At 70.2% G+C, this 16,143-nt stretch carries 16 protein-coding genes; 6 read left to right on the top strand and 10 right to left on the bottom strand.

The features are described 5' to 3' along the window. Positions 1-71: 71 nt before the first annotated feature. From tpiA to ABDZ66_RS15575, 4 genes are all read right to left on the bottom strand, one after another. Positions 72-803: a triose-phosphate isomerase gene (gene tpiA, locus ABDZ66_RS15590; RefSeq protein WP_343760848.1), complete on the bottom strand. Its 732-nt coding sequence runs from the start codon at positions 801-803 to the stop codon at positions 72-74. Beyond that, a complete protein-coding gene (locus ABDZ66_RS15585; RefSeq protein WP_343760846.1) occupies positions 800-1,972 on the bottom strand; it encodes a phosphoglycerate kinase in 1,173 nt (390 codons plus the stop codon). The genes tpiA and ABDZ66_RS15585 overlap by 4 nt, the downstream gene beginning before the upstream one ends. A gap of 101 nt (positions 1,973-2,073) precedes the next feature. Continuing rightward, on the bottom strand, positions 2,074-3,066 hold the full coding sequence (gap, locus tag ABDZ66_RS15580; protein ID WP_343760844.1) for a type I glyceraldehyde-3-phosphate dehydrogenase: 993 nt from the start codon (positions 3,064-3,066) through the stop codon (positions 2,074-2,076). Between the two features lie 215 nt (positions 3,067-3,281). Then, a complete protein-coding gene (locus ABDZ66_RS15575) occupies positions 3,282-3,863 on the bottom strand; it encodes a YceI family protein (RefSeq protein ID WP_343760842.1) in 582 nt (193 codons plus the stop codon). A 128-nt stretch (positions 3,864-3,991) separates the two neighbouring features. Between ABDZ66_RS15575 and ABDZ66_RS15570 the strand changes: the two genes are divergently transcribed. The 3 genes from ABDZ66_RS15570 (at position 3,992) to ABDZ66_RS15560 (ending at position 6,754) form a co-directional block, all read left to right on the top strand. Next, positions 3,992-5,401, top strand: a complete 1,410-nt coding sequence (locus ABDZ66_RS15570) for an aspartate kinase (RefSeq protein WP_343760840.1) — start codon at positions 3,992-3,994, stop codon at positions 5,399-5,401. A 328-nt stretch (positions 5,402-5,729) separates the two neighbouring features. Continuing rightward, the gene (locus ABDZ66_RS15565) at positions 5,730-6,425 is read left to right on the top strand and encodes a phosphatase PAP2 family protein (protein WP_343760838.1); all 696 of its coding nucleotides are present in this window, start codon (positions 5,730-5,732) and stop codon (positions 6,423-6,425) included. Between the two features lie 149 nt (positions 6,426-6,574). After that, positions 6,575-6,754, top strand: coding sequence for a hypothetical protein (locus ABDZ66_RS15560; protein ID WP_343760831.1), 180 nt, complete (start codon positions 6,575-6,577; stop codon positions 6,752-6,754). 104 nt (positions 6,755-6,858) lie between these two features. On the opposite strand, the gene uvrC is transcribed toward ABDZ66_RS15560, so the two are convergent. Continuing rightward, positions 6,859-8,712 (bottom strand): excinuclease ABC subunit UvrC, encoded by a 1,854-nt coding sequence (uvrC, locus tag ABDZ66_RS15555; protein ID WP_343760829.1) that lies wholly within the window; start codon positions 8,710-8,712, stop codon positions 6,859-6,861. 122 nt (positions 8,713-8,834) lie between these two features. Here uvrC and ABDZ66_RS15550 point away from each other — a divergent pair, with 122 nt between their 5' ends. From ABDZ66_RS15550 to ABDZ66_RS15540, 3 genes are all read left to right on the top strand, one after another. Beyond that, a complete protein-coding gene (locus tag ABDZ66_RS15550; protein ID WP_343760827.1) occupies positions 8,835-9,248 on the top strand; it encodes an Rrf2 family transcriptional regulator in 414 nt (137 codons plus the stop codon). 85 nt (positions 9,249-9,333) lie between these two features. After that, positions 9,334-10,206 carry an SDR family oxidoreductase gene (locus ABDZ66_RS15545; RefSeq protein ID WP_343760825.1) on the top strand — a complete coding sequence of 291 codons (873 nt, stop codon included), beginning with the start codon at positions 9,334-9,336 and terminating at the stop codon, positions 10,204-10,206. A 43-nt stretch (positions 10,207-10,249) separates the two neighbouring features. Further along, positions 10,250-10,870, top strand: coding sequence for a histidine phosphatase family protein (locus tag ABDZ66_RS15540; protein WP_343760823.1), 621 nt, complete (start codon positions 10,250-10,252; stop codon positions 10,868-10,870). A gap of 157 nt (positions 10,871-11,027) precedes the next feature. Here the strand turns inward: ABDZ66_RS15540 and ABDZ66_RS15535 are convergent, their stop codons facing one another. The 5 genes from ABDZ66_RS15535 to ABDZ66_RS15515 are packed head-to-tail and all read right to left on the bottom strand — an operon-like array spanning position 11,028 to position 15,924. Then, the gene (locus ABDZ66_RS15535; protein WP_343760821.1) at positions 11,028-12,236 is read right to left on the bottom strand and encodes a Gfo/Idh/MocA family protein; all 1,209 of its coding nucleotides are present in this window, start codon (positions 12,234-12,236) and stop codon (positions 11,028-11,030) included. Beyond that, positions 12,233-13,276, bottom strand: a complete 1,044-nt coding sequence (locus ABDZ66_RS15530; RefSeq protein WP_343760819.1) for a dipeptide epimerase — start codon at positions 13,274-13,276, stop codon at positions 12,233-12,235. The genes ABDZ66_RS15535 and ABDZ66_RS15530 overlap by 4 nt, the downstream gene beginning before the upstream one ends. After that, entirely contained in the window at positions 13,273-14,160 is an 888-nt protein-coding gene (locus ABDZ66_RS15525; protein WP_343760817.1) for a C40 family peptidase, read from the bottom strand. The genes ABDZ66_RS15530 and ABDZ66_RS15525 overlap by 4 nt, the downstream gene beginning before the upstream one ends. Positions 14,161-14,218: 58 nt before the next feature. Then, positions 14,219-15,217, bottom strand: a complete 999-nt coding sequence (locus ABDZ66_RS15520; protein ID WP_425544448.1) for a dipeptidase — start codon at positions 15,215-15,217, stop codon at positions 14,219-14,221. Between the two features lie 2 nt (positions 15,218-15,219). Next, positions 15,220-15,924, bottom strand: a complete 705-nt coding sequence (locus ABDZ66_RS15515; RefSeq protein WP_343760812.1) for an HAD family hydrolase — start codon at positions 15,922-15,924, stop codon at positions 15,220-15,222. Between the last annotated feature and the right edge of the window lie 219 nt (positions 15,925-16,143).

Raw genomic sequence — 16,143 nt, 5'->3', positions numbered from 1 at the left:
CGCCATCAACCATCAACCATCAACAGGAGCAGCGGCCAGTTTCCCGGCCGCTGCTCCTGTTCCGTCCCGCGTTACTTCAGGGCGTCGTTCATACCGATCACGTCGGCGACCTTGAGGCTCGCGCCGCCGACCAGCGCGCCGTTCACGTTGGGTTTGGCGCAGATGCTGGCGATGTTGTCGGGTTTGACGCTGCCGCCGTACAGCACCTGGATGCTGGCGGCGTCGCTGCCGTAACGGACGGTGAGGGCCTCGCGGATGGCCAGGGCGAGTTCCTCGGCGTCGTCGGCGGTGGCGGTCTTGCCGGTGCCGATGGCCCACACGGGTTCGTACGCGATGACCACGTCCGGTCCGACGCCCTCAAGGCTGCCTTCCAGCTGCGCGAGGGTGTAGGGCACGTGCTGGCCCTTCTCGCGCACGTCCAGGCCCTCGCCGACGCACACGATGGGCGTCAGGCCGTGCGCCTGCGCCTGCCGCGCCTTGGCGGCGACGGTGGCGTCCGTCTCGCCGTGGTACTCGCGGCGTTCGCTGTGACCCACGACGGCGTAACGGGCGCCCACGTCGGCCAGCATCGCGGCGCTGATCTCGCCGGTGTACGCGCCGGATTCGTGCGCGGAGACGTCCTGCCCGCCGAAGGCCACGCCGGCCGGGAGGTTCGCGGCCAGGGCGGGCAGCATGATGGCGGGCGCCATGACGGCCAGTTGCGCCTCGCCGGGGGTCAGGCCCGCCGCGAGTTCCTGCGCCCAGGCCTGCGCCTCGCTGGGCGTCTTGTTCATCTTCCAGTTCAGGGCCAGCAGGTTCTTCATTTCATGGCCTCCACGCCGGGCAGCGCCTTGCCTTCGAGCAGTTCCAGGCTGGCGCCGCCGCCCGTGCTGATGTGAGACACGCGGTCCGCCTGTCCGCTCTTGTTGATGGCGCTGACGCTGTCGCCGCCGCCGATCACGCTGTACGTGCCCGCGCCGAGGTCCGCGACGGCCCTGGCGATGGCGTTCGTGCCGCCCGCGAACTTCTCGAACTCGAACACGCCCATCGGGCCGTTCCAGAACACGGTCTTCGCGCCGGCCAGGGCCTGCGTGAAGGCCTTCTGGCTGTCCGGGCCGATGTCCAGGCCTTCCCAGTCGTCGGGAATCTCGGCGGTGGGGACCACGCGGGTGTTCGCCTGGGCGCTGAAGGCGTCGGCGATCAGGGTGTCGGTGGGCAGCACGATCTTCTCGCCGTACTTCGCGAGCAGTTCGCGGGCCTTGTCGAGGAAGTCGTCCTCGTGGATGCTCCTGCCGATCTTCCCGCCCTGGGCCTTCACGAAGGTGTAGGCCATGCCGCCGCCGATCAGCATGCGGTCCACGGTGGGCAGCAGGTTCTCGATGACCAGCAGCTTGTCGCTGACCTTCGCGCCGCCGATGATCACCACGTACGGGTGTTCGGGGTTGTTCAGCAGTTTCCCGAGGGCCGTCACCTCGGCTTCCAGCAGCAGGCCGCCCGCGTGCGGCAGCAGGCCCGCCACGCCGCTCACGCTACTGTGCGCGCGGTGCGCGCTGCCGAAGGCGTCCAGCACGAACGCGTCGCCCAGCCGCGCGAGGCGGGCGTTCAGGTCCGCGTCGTTCTTCTCCTCGCCCGCGCTGAACCGCACGTTCTCCAGCAGGGCCACGGCACCCTCCGGGAGCGCCTGCACGGCCGCCAGGGTCTCGTCGCTGTCGGCGGTGCCCGCGATGAACGTCACGGGCTGCCCCAGCACGCCTTCGAGCACGGGCGCGACGGGTTTCAGGGAGTACTTCTCCTCGGGGCCGTTCTTCGGGCGGCCGAAGTGGCTCATCAGGATCACGTTGCGCGCGCCGGCGTCCAGCAGCGCGCGGATGGTCGGCAGGCTGGCCGTGACGCGCGTATCGTCCTGCACGACGCCATCCTTGACCGGCACGTTGTAGTCCACGCGCACCAGCACGCGCTTTCCGCTGACATTCAGTGAGTTCAGGTTCTGCATGATTCCTCCAGGGCAAAGGCAGGTGAAAAGGGCAGGCAAAAGTGATGGTTGATGGTCGACAGTCGGGAAACCATCAACCATCAACCATCAGCGGGCGGTGTTCAGCCCTTGGCTTGCACGAGCTGGGTCAGGTCCGCGATGCGGTTGCTGTAGCCCCACTCGTTGTCGTACCAGCTGAAGAACTTCACGAGGCTGCCCATGGCCATGGTCAGGCCGCCGTCGATGATCGCGCTGTGCGGGTCGCCGACGATGTCCTGCAGGACGATGGGATCCTCGGTGTAGCTGATGATGCCCTTGTGGCTGCCCTCGGCGGCCTTGCGGAACACGTCGTTGACTTCCTCGACCGTCACGTCGCGGCCCAGGATGACGACCACGTCGCTGATGCTGCCGACCGGGGTGGGCACGCGCAGGCTGGTGCCGTCGAACTTGCCTTTCAGGGCGGGGTACACCTGCGAGACGGCCTTGGCGGCGCCGGTGCTGGTGGGGATGATGTTCACGGCGGCGGCGCGGGCGCGGCGCAGGTCGCTGTGCGGCAGGTCCAGAACGCGCTGGTCGTTCGTGTAGGAGTGCACGGTGGTCATGATGGCCTTCTCGATGCCGAAGGCCTCGTCGAGCAGTTTCATGGGCGCGCCGAGGCTGTTGGTGGTGCAGCTGGCGTTGCTGATGATGTGGTGCTTGGCGGGGTCGTAGTCCTGCTCGTTGACGCCCAGGACGATGCTGATGTCCTCGTTCTTGGCGGGGGCGGTGATGATGACCTTCTTCGCGCCGCCCTCGAGGTGCTTGCCGGCGCCCTCGCGGGTGGTGAAGATGCCGGTGGATTCGATGACGATGTCCACGCCCATCTCGCCCCACTTGATGGCGGCGGGGTCGCGTTCGGCGAGCGCGTGGATCTTCTTGCCGTTCACGGTGAGGCTGTTGTCGTCGAATTCGACGGTGCCGCCGAAGCGTCCGGCGGTGCTGTCGTACTTCAGGAGGGTGGCGAGCGTCTTGTTGTCGGTGAGGTCGTTGATGGCGACCACTTCAACGCCGCGAGCTTCCAGAACACGGAACACCAGACGACCGATGCGGCCGAAGCCGTTAATCCCTACTTTCATGCTGTGCCTCCAGTCTTGAGGGCCCCCCACGGGTGGGGGGGGTCACCTCGCATGTCGCAGTGTAACCCGTCCTGTCAAGCGCTGACTTCGTGTCCTCTGCACACCAAGGCCTGGATGTACCGAGTCCAAACGCCAGGCAGGCGGAGAGGGAAGATGCGGCAAGGGCGGTCCAGCCGGGCTTTTCTACCCGTGGACCGCGGCGGCCGCGTGGCGGTTCAGCTGCCCGTCAGGACGAATGCAACGTCCACGGTGACACTGGTCGCGCCACCCGGATAGCGCACGTTGAAGTCGTACGGATTGAACTTGAACTGCGTGCTCACGTTCACCTTCCCGTCCCGAAGCGTCGCCTTGATCGGCGCGGTGACGGTCTTCGTGGCGCCTTTCACCGTGAGCCGCCCGGTCGCGGTGGTCGCCACGGTCTGCCCCTCGACCAGCTTCCCGCCGGTCAGGGCCGTCAGTTCGAAGGTGGCGTTCGGGAATTTCGCAGTTCCCAGCGCCTCGGCGCCCTTGGCGTGCGTATCGCGCAGCGTGATCCCGGTCTTCAGGGTCGACACCGGCACCGTGACCGTGCCGGTGGTCGCCGCGAGGTCCTGCGGGTCCAGCGTGACGCTGGCCGTGACGCCATTCATGTTGCCGTTCACGGTCACCACCGTCACGCGGTAACTGAAGGTCGCCGTGCCCTCCGAGGCGCGGTAGGCGGCTGCCTGCCCCGCGCCGGTGGCGGTCAGGCCCAGCGTGGCGACCCACAGGAGCTGGCGCGCGGCGGCCGGGCCGCCGATCCGGGAAGACCTGTTCATGCGACCATCATGCGGCCCCGGTGTGAAGCCGGCATGAACCGCCCCGCCGGCGGTGACCCGGCCGGCGGTGAGGACCTGCTCAGACGGCCGGGAGGCAGCTCCGCCGGCGGCGCGGCATACTTGCAGGCATGAACGAGTCGCTTCTGGTCATGAAATTCGGCGGGACGAACATGCAGGATGCCCGCGCCGTCCGCCACAGCGCGTCCCTGGCCGCCCGCAGCCTGCGCGAGGGCGTGAAGGTCGTGGTGGTCGTGTCGGCCATGGCGGGCGTCACCAACCAGCTGCTGAAACTCGCGGACGCCGCGCAGTCCGGGGACATCGCCAGCGCGAACGACGAGATTGCCGCCATGCGCACCCGGCACTTCACGGCCGCGCAGGAACTCGGCGCGGCGCCCGACAGCGACACCGTCCGCGAGATCCGCGAGATGCACGAGACGCTCCGGCAGGCCGTGTACGGCGTGTACCTGCTGCGCGAACTGACGCCCCGCAGCCGCGACCTGATCGTCGCGTTCGGCGAGCGGCTCTCCGCGCCGCTGATGAAACTGGCCCTCGAACAGGACGGCCTGCGCGCCCATCACCTCTCCGGCGGCGAGGCCGGCATCGTGACCGACACGCACTTCGGGAACGCCCGCCCGCTACCGGGCACGTACGAACGCATCAAGGACCGCCTCAGCGGCCTGCTGAACGCCGGGGTCACGCCGGTCGTGGCGGGCTTCATGGGTGAGACCGAGAAGGGCGCGATCACGACCCTCGGGCGCGGCGGCACGGATTTCAGCGCCACCATCATCGGCAAGGCCCTGAACGCCACCGAGGTCTGGGGCTGGAAGGACGTGGACGGCGTCATGAGCGCCGACCCGCGCGTCGTGAAGGACGCCCGTAACGTGGACGTCCTGAGTTACGGCGAGGTCATGGAACTCGCGTACTTCGGCGCGAAGGTCCTGCACCCGCTGGCCGTGACGCCGCTGCAGGAGAGCGGCATTCCGCTGCGCCTGAAGAACTCCGCCGACCCGGACTTCCCGGGGACGCTGGTGCAGGCCGAGCCGCGCGACGAGGCCGGGCACCCGGTCAAGGCCGTGACGGCCATCCGCAACGTCAGCATCATCAACGTGAGCGGTGCGGGCGTGCTGGGCATCCCGGAGGTGATCGCCAGCGTGTTCGACGCGATTGCCCGTGAGAACGTGACGCTGCTGATGGTGTCGCAGAGTTCCAGCATGAGCAACGTGTCGCTGGCGGTGCAGACGACCGACGCCGAACGCACCCTGAACGCCCTGCGGGCCGGGGTGAGCCTGGAACTGAAGGTCGAGCAGCAGGACAACGTGGCGGTGCTGGCCATCGTGGGAAGCGGGATGCGCGGGCAGAAGGGCGTGTCGGCGCGGATGTTCACCGCGCTCGCGGCGCAGGACGTGAACATCCTGATGATCTCGCAGGGCAGCAGCGAGCTGAACGTCAGCGTGGCGGTCGAGGCCGAGCATGTGGACGACGCGACCCGCGCGGTTCACGCGGCGTTCCGCCTGGGCGAGACGGCCGGCGACGCCTGATCCGGACCCGGACTGAACGGGTTGCCCCAACCGTTCAGTCCGAGCGGAGGCGACCCGGAGAGCTGCGCCGCAGCGTCGGAGCGCAACGGGTTCCGGGCGTGGCGTTGACCCCCGCCCGGTGGGCCGGTGCGGGCCGGCCACACCTGGGACCTGGAGACAGGCGGGAGCCAGTGATCGTCGAGAAGAGAGGATCTGAATTTCACAATCCGGCGTAATCGTGAATCATTTCACTTAATGATTCTTCCCTCCGCCCGGCGACTGGTGGACGTTAAGTGAACAGCAAGTGGCCCCGCTGACGCGCCGATCGCACAGCGCGTGTAATGAGAGGATGTTTCCGCGTTCACGTCAGGAATTCCTGCCCTTCGTCCGGGACCACTGGCGCTCGCTGCTGCTGCTGAGTCTCAGCGTCCTGATTCCCCTGCTGCTGGTCACGCACTTCACGCATGAGATCTTCCGGGAGGGGGGGTATGCCTGGGATCAGGCGATCCTCGACTGGTACCGCGCGCGCCGCACCCCGGCCCTGACCGCCACGGCCCGGACCCTGGCCACGCTGGGCGGCCCGCTCGTGCTGCCGGTCGTCACGGCCGTCATCGCGCTGCTGCTGGCCCGCGCGCACGCCCGCGCGCACGGCTGGTTCCTGATCTTGGGCGTGGCGGGCGCCACGCTCCTGAACGTGGCCGCGAAGGTCGTGTTCCAGCGTCCCCGTCCGGACGAGCTGCTCGCCGTCCTGGCCGAGCCCGGCTTCAGTTTCCCCAGTGGGCACGCCATGGCGAACGCCGCCTTCGGTCTCGCGCTGGCGCTGGTGTTCTGGCGTTCCCGCGCCGGGTGGCCCGTCGCCGTGTTCGGCATTCTGTGGGGCGTGACCGTCGGCGTCAGTCGCAACTACCTGGGCGTGCACTACCCGTCGGACGTGCTGGTCGGGTTCCTGTCGAGCACCGCGTGGGTGTACGGACTGCACGTCGTCATGCAGCGCCGCTGGCCGAACCTGCGCAAATCGCCCGGCGGGGTCCGGGACACCCGCTGAACGGACGGCGGGCCGTAGGTGCAATGGCGGAGGGGCGGGTGCGCCACGTGCCGCATGTGCTCACCGGGGCTCCGGGCGCACCATGGGGGCGTCAGGATCGCCAGTACGGGCTGCCAGTGGGGCGGCGGCGCACCTGCCCGGAGACCGACATGCAACACCTTCCCGCCCATCCCGGCGCAGTCCGCGCCCAGGCCCTCCTGAACGAGGCCGCGCAGGCCCGGCAGGTCCGGCTCGCGCAGGCCGCCGCACGCGCCCAGGCTGGGCTGCACCCGAACCCGGACCGCCTGAACCTCTTCCGGCTGGCCCTGCGCCGACTGCACCTCGCGTGAGTCCGGGCGATACCACGGGCCCCGGCGTTCAATCCCGGATTCCGTCCGCCGAACAGAACAGCGCCGCTTCCTGAACCGGGAGCGGCGCCTTGCGTGGGCCAGCGTCAGCCGGTGACGGGCTGGCTGTTCGCCTCGCGCTGCGCGAGGAAATCCTTGACGCTCTGCGCGGCGCGGGTGTTCATGCCGGGCACCGCGGCGATCTGCTCGACCGGGGCGCTGCCCAGGTCCTCGAGGCTGGTGAAGTGCTCCAGAAGCGCGTCCCGGCGTTTCTGCCCGATGCCCGGCAGGTCGTCGAACACGCTGCGCAGCATGGATTCGCCGCGCAGTTTGCGGTGGTACGTGACGGCGTAGTTGTGCACCTCGTCGCGCACACCGATCAGCATCCGCAGGGCCGGGTGCGTGTGCGGCAGCAGCAGTTCGCGGTCCACGCCGACCTCGGTGCCGGTGTCCAGCCACCACTGCGCGCCGTAGCGGCCGGGCAGGATCAGGCGTTCCTCGCGCTTGGCGAGGCCCACGACGGGCACGCGCACGTCCGCCTCCTTCAGGGCGTCCAGCGCGGCGTTCACCTGTCCGCGTCCCCCGTCGATCAACAGCAGGTCCGGGAGCGGCAGCTTGTCCGAGAGGCTGCCGGTGAAGCGGCGCACGATGGTCTGTTTCATGCTGGTGTAGTCGTCCGGGTGGTCCAGGCCGCGCACCTTGAAGCGGCGGTGCTCGCCGCGGCGGGCGCGGCCGCCCTCGAACACGACCATGCCGGACACGATGTTCGTGCCGAACAGGTTGCTGTTGTCGTATCCCTCGATGCGCCACGGGCGGTCCCCGAGGGCCAGCACTTCCCGCAGGGCGTCCAGGCCCGGGTGGTCGCCGCGGCGTTCCAGCAGCGCCATCTCGGAGTCCAGGCCGTTCTGCGCGTTGCGCTGCGCCATGTCGATCAGGTCGACCTTGTCGCCGCGTTTGGGGGTGCGCATCTCGATGCGCCGCCCGGCCTTCTCCGAGAGGAACTCGCTCCAGACCGGCGCGTCGTCGAAGTCGGCGGGCAGCAGGATCAGCGGGGGGACGTGCGTGGCCTGCGTGTAGTAGTCCTGCACGAACGCCTCCACGATCTCGCCGAGCGGGGCGTCCTCGGTGCCGGTCAGGAAGCGTTTGTCGCGGCCCACGACGCGCCCGCCGCGCATGCGGAACAGTTGCACCATGGCGTACTCGCCGGCCTGCGCGGCGCCCAGGAAGTCCAGGTCGGTCTCGTCGCTGACGAAGGCGTGCTGTTCGGTGCCGAACAGTTTCTCGACGGCCTGCACGCGGTCGCGCACGCGGGCGGCCTGCTCGAAGTCCTGGCCCTGCGCGGCGACTTTCATGTCTCCCTTCAGCCGGGCGATGACGGGCGCGGCGCGGCCCTCCAGCAGGCTGGTCACGTCCTCGACCGTGCGGGCGTACTCGCCGGGGTCGGCGCGGTCCACGCAGGGGCCCAGGCAGCGATTCATGTGGAAGTTCAGGCAGGGCCGCGCCTTCTTCTGCATGGGCAGGCCGCTGTTCTTGCGCAGCGGGAACATGGTGTCGATCAGGTTCTTCACGCGCCGCACCGCCGACGAGTCCGGGTACGGTCCGTAGTACCGGCCGCCGTCCTTGATGACGCGCCGCGTGACGACCAGCATCGGGAAGGCCTCGTTGGTGAGTTTCAGGAACGGGTAGTGCTTGTCGTCTTTGAGGGTGACGTTGTAGTGCGGGCGGTGCTGCTTGATGAGGTTCGCTTCGAGGACGAGCGCCTCGACCTCGTTGCGGGCCGTGATGAATTCCAGCGTGTCGGCCAGCGCCGTGAATTTGCCGCTCTTGCCGCCGGCCTTGAAGTGCTGTCCGACCCGGCTGCGCAGGTTCTTGGCCTTCCCGATGTAGATGGGCGTGCCCCCCTTGCGGAAGATGTACACGCCGGGCGTGGTGGGCAGCACGGGCAGGTCGTCTGGATGCACCTGCCCAGCATAGGGGAGAGGAGCGGCGTGTTCCGTGACGGGAGGCGCTGTCTGCCCGCGGCCTTGACACCTGCCCCGGCCTGTCACTAGACTCCTTACATGTCGAGAGAAGGGTGGGTCGCATGAACAGCCAGTACGCCGTGGCTGTGCATGTGCTGTCCCTGATCAGTCGGTTCCCGGAGCACAGCAGTTCCGCCGACATGGCCGCCAGCGTCGGCACGAACCCGGTCGTGATCCGCACCGTCGCGGGGCAGTTGCGCCGCGCCGGGCTGATCTGCACGCGGCAGGGCGTGGCGGGCGCGAGCCTGACCCGCCCCGCCGACCAGATCACCCTGCTGGACGTGTACCGCGCCGTGAACGGCGAGGACAGTGTGTTCCGCCTGCACGAGCGGCCGCACCCGAACTGCCCGGTCGGCGCGAACATCCAGGCGACGCTGGAAGCCCGGTTCGGCCGCGCGCAGGCGGCCATGGAGGCCGAACTGGCCCGCACGACCCTGGCCGACGTGACGTCGGACCTCGTCTCGCGCGCCGGGTAGGAATCGACCCATTTTTTTCCCTGACATGTCAGTAAAACAGTGACAGGCAGCCTCGCCCACCCTCATTCCACGCAGGAGACCCACCATGATCGGAATCACCGCCGCCACCGGCCAGCTCGGCCAGCTCGTCATCCAGGCCCTCCTCGACCGGGGCGTGCCCGCCACCCAGATCGCCGCGCTGGTCCGCACCCCCGCGAAGGCCGCCGCACTCGCCGCGCAGGGCGTGCAGGTCCGCCACGCCGACTACCACCAGCCCGACACCCTGGGCACCGCGTTGCAGGGCGTCGAGAAACTCCTTCTGATCTCCAGCAACGACTTCGACGACCGCGTCGGCCAGCACCGCAACGTCATCAACGCCGCCCGCACCGCAGGCGTGAAACAGGTCGCGTACACCAGCATCCTGAACGCCGACACCGCCACCTTCGGACTGGCCGCCGACCACCAGGTGACCGAGCAGGTCCTGCGGGACTCCGGCCTGCCGTTCATCCTGCTGCGCAACGGCTGGTACACCGAGAACTACACCGGCAGCGCCGCGCAGGCCATCCAGAGCGGCGCGCTGCTCGGCGCGGCCGGCACCGGCCAGCTGAACCTCGCCGCGCGCCGCGACTACGCCGAGGCGGCCGCCGCCGTCCTCGCCACCGACGGGCACATCCCGGTCGGGCAGAGTGGCCGCGCCTACGAACTCGCCGGGGATGAGAGCGTGACCATGCGCGACCTGGCCGCCGAGTACGCCCGGCAGAGCGGCCAGCCCGTCGAGTACCACGACCTGCCGCAGGCAGAGTACGCCGCGACCCTGCAGAGCTTCGGTGTTCCGGAAGGATTCGCGCACACCCTGGCCGACGTGGACACCGGCATCGCGCGCGGCGAACTGTTCAGCGCCAGCCGCGACCTGACCACCCTGATCGGCCGCCCCACCACGCCGGTCAGCTCGTCGGTCGCGGAAGCCCTGAACGGCTGAATTCAACCCCGGGACCGTGGCCGGGGTCGCTACACTGCCGGGCATGACAGGCACGAAGCGCGGCGCGCGGGTATGGATCATCCGGCACGGTGAAACCAGCGGGAACGAGGCGGGCATCCTGCGCGGACCGGTCAGCGCGGACGACGAACTGAACGACACCGGGCACGCGCAGGCCCGCGCGCTGGCCGCGCACCTGCTACGCCAGCCGCAGCGTCCGCAGGCGGTGTACGCCAGCCGTTACCGGCGCGCGCAGCAGACCGCCGCGCCCCTGGCAGAGGCGCTGGGCGTGCCGGTTCAGGTCCTGAACGGTATTCACGAGGTGGACTGCGGCGACTGGGCCGGGCAGCCGTACTCGGCCCTGAACGCCCACCCGGAGAAGCTGCGTCTGCCCGGCGGACGCCTGGGCTTCACCGGAGGGGAGACCTTCGACGGGATCGCCGCCCGCTTCGCCTCGGACGTGAATGCCCTGCCGGACGGCACGGACGCCGCGCTGGTGTCTCATGGCGGGATCATCCGAATCGGGCTGGCGGCGCTGCTGGGCCTGGACATCGGGGCGGTGTGGGCGGGGGGGCAGCTGGTTCACGGGAACACCGATTACACCGTGCTGGAGCGGAGCGCGGGAGGCTGGCGGGCCGAGCGGAGGGCGGCGACCGTCGCCGGCTGAGCTGGGCGGGGACTCTTCCGCAGGCGCGGGGGCACAGTCTGTCCGGCAAAGCAAACAACCTTTTCACGAGTTGGTTAGATCGTGAAACTATTCACTTACATTCCGATATCGGATCAGCTACCGTTCCATCCGCGCCGATACGAGTCGGGGCAGAGGGTCAGAACACCACGGTCCGCCCCGTCCGGCGGGACTCCTCGGCGGCGAACGCCAGGCGGTGAGAGTCGAGCGACTCGGCGAGCGGGGTGGGTGGGGGAGACTGGCCGCGCAGGAACGCCAGCCAGCCCTGCACGAGGCCCTGGTCGCCGCCGCCGTGGTTGCCGGCGGCGGCGACCGTCCAGCGTTCGCTGTGGCCGGTGCGGAAGTCGTGGAGTTCCAGTTCGCCGCGTTCCATGTGGGCGCGCAGTTCGCCGTGCGTGCCGAGGATTTTCAGGGTGCGGGTGTTGTTGTGCGTGAACGCGCTGACCGTCAGCTGGGCGGTCACGCCTCCCCGGAATCCGATGGTGACGGCCTGGTGGTCGGCGACGTTGTTGCGGCCCAGGTACACGCACTCACCGTAGGGGCCGACCCGCAGGGCCTCGTCGAGGGTGTCGCCACCAGCGGTGAGGACCGTGACGGGCCAGCGGTGAGGGTCGCGGGTACGGTAGATGCGGCGCGCGTCGGACGGGCACCCCTGGACGGGGCAGGTGACGCAGCGTTCGGTCGCGCCGGGCGGGGCGTGTTCGGGCCGGAAATGATGCAGGCCGCCCTCGCTGCTCACGCGGTCCGGTGGACTGGCGGCCAGGGCGCGGAGCAGGTCGAGGTCGTGGCAGCTCTTGGCGAGCAGGAACGGCGCGGCGGGCGGGCTGGCGCGCCAGTTACCGCGCACGTACGAGTGCGCGTAGTGCCAGTGGGCGACGTTCTCGGCGTGCTGGACGCCGATCAGGGTGCCGAGGCGGCCGCTGTCCCGGACGCGCAGGACCTCCTGGAAGAACGGCGCGGTACGCAGGACGTGGCAGACGGTGACGGTGCCGGTCGAGGCGGCCTCGGCGGTCAGGAGCAGGTCGAGTTCGTGGGGGTGCAGGCAGATGGGTTTTTCCAGCAGCACGTCGTACCCGAGGGCGAGGGCCTGCAGGCAGGGGCGCACGTGGTCGTGGTCGGGCGTGGCGATCACGACGGCGTCGGTCACGCGTCCCTGCGCGAGGAAGGCGTCCCAGTGAGTGAACTGCGCTTCTCTTGGCAGGGCGTGGCGCGCGGCGACCTCCGCGAGGCGCGCAGGGTGCGGTTCGACCACGTGCGTGATCACGGCGCCCTGCGCGGACAGATACCGGGCGTACACGTCCGCACCCCGGTTTCCGCAACCGATGATCGCCACGCGTACGGGCTTCATGTGCGGCGCACGCCCCAGCCGCTTTCCTGCGGGCGGGTCAGGTGCCCGGCCTGCCAGTCCAGTCCCGTGAAGGGGTCGTCGGCCAGCAGGAGTGCGCCGTCCAGGTCGGCCCAGTCGCACGCTCCGGCGAGGTGCGCGGCGGCGGCGATGCCGAGGCTGCTCTCGATCATGCAGCCCATCATGACCTGAAGGCCGTGCGCGCGCGCCAGACGCATGGCCGCGAGCGCCTGGAGGGGGCCGCCCAGCTTGGCGAGTTTCAGGTTCACGCCGTCGAACGCGCGGGCCAGCGCGATCACGTCCGGGACGTGGTGCAGGCTCTCGTCCGCGACGATGGGCACGGTGGACACGGCCCGCAGCGCCGCGTGCCCGTCGAGGTCCCCGGCGGCCAGGGGTTGCTCCACGAATTCCACGCGGGCGGCGTCCAGCACGCCCAGCATCCGGCGGGCCTGCGTGCGCGTCCAGGCGGCGTTCGCGTCCACGCGCAGCGCGACGTGCGGCGCTTCCTCGCGCAGCGCCTCGAGGATCGCCTCGTCGCGGTCCGTGCCGAGCTTGACCTTCAGGACGCCGTGCCCGCGTGCCACGGCGTCCCGCGCCTGCTCGCGCATGGCAGCGGTATCGGCGATGCTGACCGTGTAACTGCTCTCGGGCAGCGGCGCGGGGCTCAGGCCCAGCAGCCGCCAGACCGGGACGCCCGCCGCCTGCGCGCACCACTCGACGGCCGCCATCTCCAGCGCGCACTTCACGCTGGGGTGGTCGTGCGGCATCCGCGCGGACAGTCGGGCGTGCAGACCGTCCCAGTCCCACGGGTCGGTCAGGGCGTCCGCGAGGAGCGGCAGGACGGCCTCGACCGTGCCGCGCGTCTCGCCGTAGAAGGCGTTCGGGGCGGCCTCGCCCTGCCCGGTCAGGCCCGCGTGCGTCAGCGTGACGAAGGTGCGCGGGTACGTGCTGTGCGTCCAGCGGGCAATCCCGAACGGCTGCGCCGTGTGCAGGTCCAGCGTCTCCCAGGTCAGGGTGGGGGCGGTCAGGTGGGCGGAGGTCACTGCGTCCACCGCCCGAAACCGCTCAGGTCCGCCTGGAGCCGCGTGCCGTACTCGCCCTCGCCGAGCGTCTCGACGGTCACGCGCATGTGCGTGGCGTTCGCGTGGACCAGCGTACGGTCGTCCAGCATCAGGCCAACGTGACCGGGGAAGAACACCAGATCGCCGCGCCGCGCCGTCTGCACGGGCGTCAGGGCCGCCTGCTGCTGGTCCGCGTCACGCGGCAGGGCCCGCCCGAACGCGCCGTACACGAGTTGCGTCAGGCCCGAGCAGTCCAGCCCCCATGCACTGCGGCCGCCCCACAGGTACGGCGTCTCCACGAACCGCAGCGCCAGTTCGGCCACGTCCACGTCCGGCCGGGCGCTCAGGGCCACCTCCTGCACCCAGGCGTCCTGCCCATCCGGCAGCAACACCGGCACCCAGCGGCGGTGCTCCTCCTCGACGACCTCCCCGAACGCCCGCGTGAGACGCGCCCCCAGCGCCAGTTCCGTCAGGACCGGCCGGCTGATGCGCGGCCCCGCGAAAGCATGTGCCCGCAGCGCCGTGACCGTCAACTCGCCATTGCCGGACGGCCCGCGCGGCAGTAATCCGTCCGCCCGCGCCCAACCCAGGTAGCCGTCATGTACGGTCCGCACGCGCGCCCAGCCGGTCCCGTCCTCCCACAGCAACTCCAGCAGCTCGCCCGGCAGGGCCTCGCTCACCTGCGCCGAATCGGCGTCGGGAGCCGCGCGCAGGCTCAGGCGCGAGCGGCCCGTCACGGCCGCCACCGGCTGCACGAACCGCCACCCGGCTCCCTCCAGCTGGCCCCGCAGGGCCTCCTCGGCCACGCGCATGGCCGGATCGAACGCGTGCACACGCGCATCCAGAACGACATCAGTGGGACTCACGCCCCACAGCCTAAGCCCCCAACACGCCCACAGGGGCGCAGGTGGTGCAGGCCAGTGCCTACAGGTGCGTGGTGAGCCAGCGCGCCCAGTTCTCCCACGCCACGCCCTGACGGACCCCGGCGGGCAGTTCGTCCAGCACCCGGGGCACGTGCGCGTAGCGGTCGATACCGGCGGGGGTCTTCTCGGCGCCGAAGCCTCCGTCCAGGTCGGTGCCGAGGGCCACGCGGTCCCAGCCGATCAGGTCGGCGTAGTGGCGGGCGTGGTCGGCCAGCGCGGTCAGGGGCACGCGGTCCAGGCTGCCTTCCGGGAGTGGGCGGATGAAGCGGTTCAGGAGGACCAGTCCGATCACGCCGTCCGCTGCGGCGATGGCGCGGGCCATGTCGTCGGTCAGGTGGCGGTTGCCGGGCACCACGGCGCGGCTGTTGGCGTGCGTGGCGATCAGTCGCGGCCCGATCTGCGTGGCGTCCCAGAAGGCGTGATCGTCGAGGTGCGAGGCGTCCAGCGTGACGTTCAGGTCCCGCATGGCGGTCACGAGGTCCACTCCGGCGGGCGTGAGTGGTCCGGGCGCGTCGGTGCCTCCGGCGTAGCGGGTGCGGCCCCAGGCCGGGCCGATGACGCGCACGCCCCGCTCGACCCAGAAGGGCAGGTCGGCGGCGTCGCGGATGGGGTCGGCGCCTTCCATCAGCAGGACCACGCCCAGCGGCGCGTCCGGGGAGTCGAGGTGTGCCGTCACCCCGGCGGCCGAGGTGAGCAGCGTCAGGTGCCCGGCGTCCTGCAGGCGGTGGTACTCGTCCAGTTGCGCCAGGGCCTGCGCGCGGGCGCCCGCGTGGTCGGTGTACCCGCCGGGCGTGTCAGGGCTGCGGGGCAGGGCGAACAGCGTGCCGAAGCACACGCGGACCTGCGCGTCCCTCAGTTCCGGCAGGGTCACGTTGGCCGTCTGGTCCGGCACGGGGTCGGCGGCGCGCAGGGCGTCCAGGGGGAGGGTGAGGTCGCGGCCGTCCAGGGCGTTCATGGCGAGATCCAGGTGCCCGTCGATCAGCAGGTGCCTGCCTGTCACTGTCACGGGACCCCGGCCGGAGAGGCGACGCCGAGGCGGTCCACCAGTCCGAGCACGTCGCCGAGGTCGTGCAGGGCGTCCGGGGTTTCGCCGCTCAGGTCGATCAGCGCGGCGTGCATGCCCAGGGCGAGGGCGGCGTCCACGTTCTCCTGCTTGTCGTCGATGAACAGGACCTCGGGGGCGTCCAGGCCCAGGGCGCCGAGGGCGTGCCGGTACGCGCCGGGTTCGGGTTTGTGAATGCCGACCGTGCAGGTGGCGACGGCCACGTCGATCAGGTCGTGCAGGCCCAGGAATGCCAGGGTGCGGTCGATGCTGGGCAGGGTGTTGCTCAGCACGCCCAGGCGCAGGCCGCGGCCGCGCAGTTCGGTCAGGACGGCGCGGGCGGCCGGGACGGGTTTCATGAACGCCTCGTACGGGTAGCGGTCCGAGAGTTGCGCGGCCTGGGCGTGCGTGAGGTTCAGCCGGTCGGCCAGTTCGAGGCTGTACTCCTGCCAGAAGGCGTCCTCCTGCGCCTGGGTGCGCAGGTGCCACCACGTGAAGGCCCGTTCCTGCCACTGGGCCTGCATGCCCGCGCCGACCTCGCGCGGGTCGAGGCCGAAGGTCTGGGCGGCCCACAGGGCGGCCTCGCGGTACACGCCGGGGTCGGTGTAGGCGATGGTGTCGTCCCGGTCGAACAGAACGGCGCGCAGCGGGGGCTGACTGGTCATGCCGGACATGCTAGGCCCTGAGGGGCGGAAGAACGTGACGGTGTGCGGGGCCGGCGTGAACGCTGGGCCTTGCGGCAGGCAGGGGGGAGCCTGAACGGAAACCAAGGCTTCGGGCGATTCCGCGCAATCAAAGTGCCCAGTCTGAAAATACGAGCAATAATTAGCGTGTCTAGCCTCGTCCGTGGCAGGTAGGCGCAACAGGATTGCTAAACCCGTGGT

This window comes from Deinococcus depolymerans (assembly GCF_039522025.1).
Taxonomy (GTDB): Bacteria; Deinococcota; Deinococci; order Deinococcales; family Deinococcaceae; genus Deinococcus; species Deinococcus depolymerans.
Note: the sequence above shows the minus strand (reverse complement) of the source record. Positions and strands in the feature narration are given on the sequence as shown.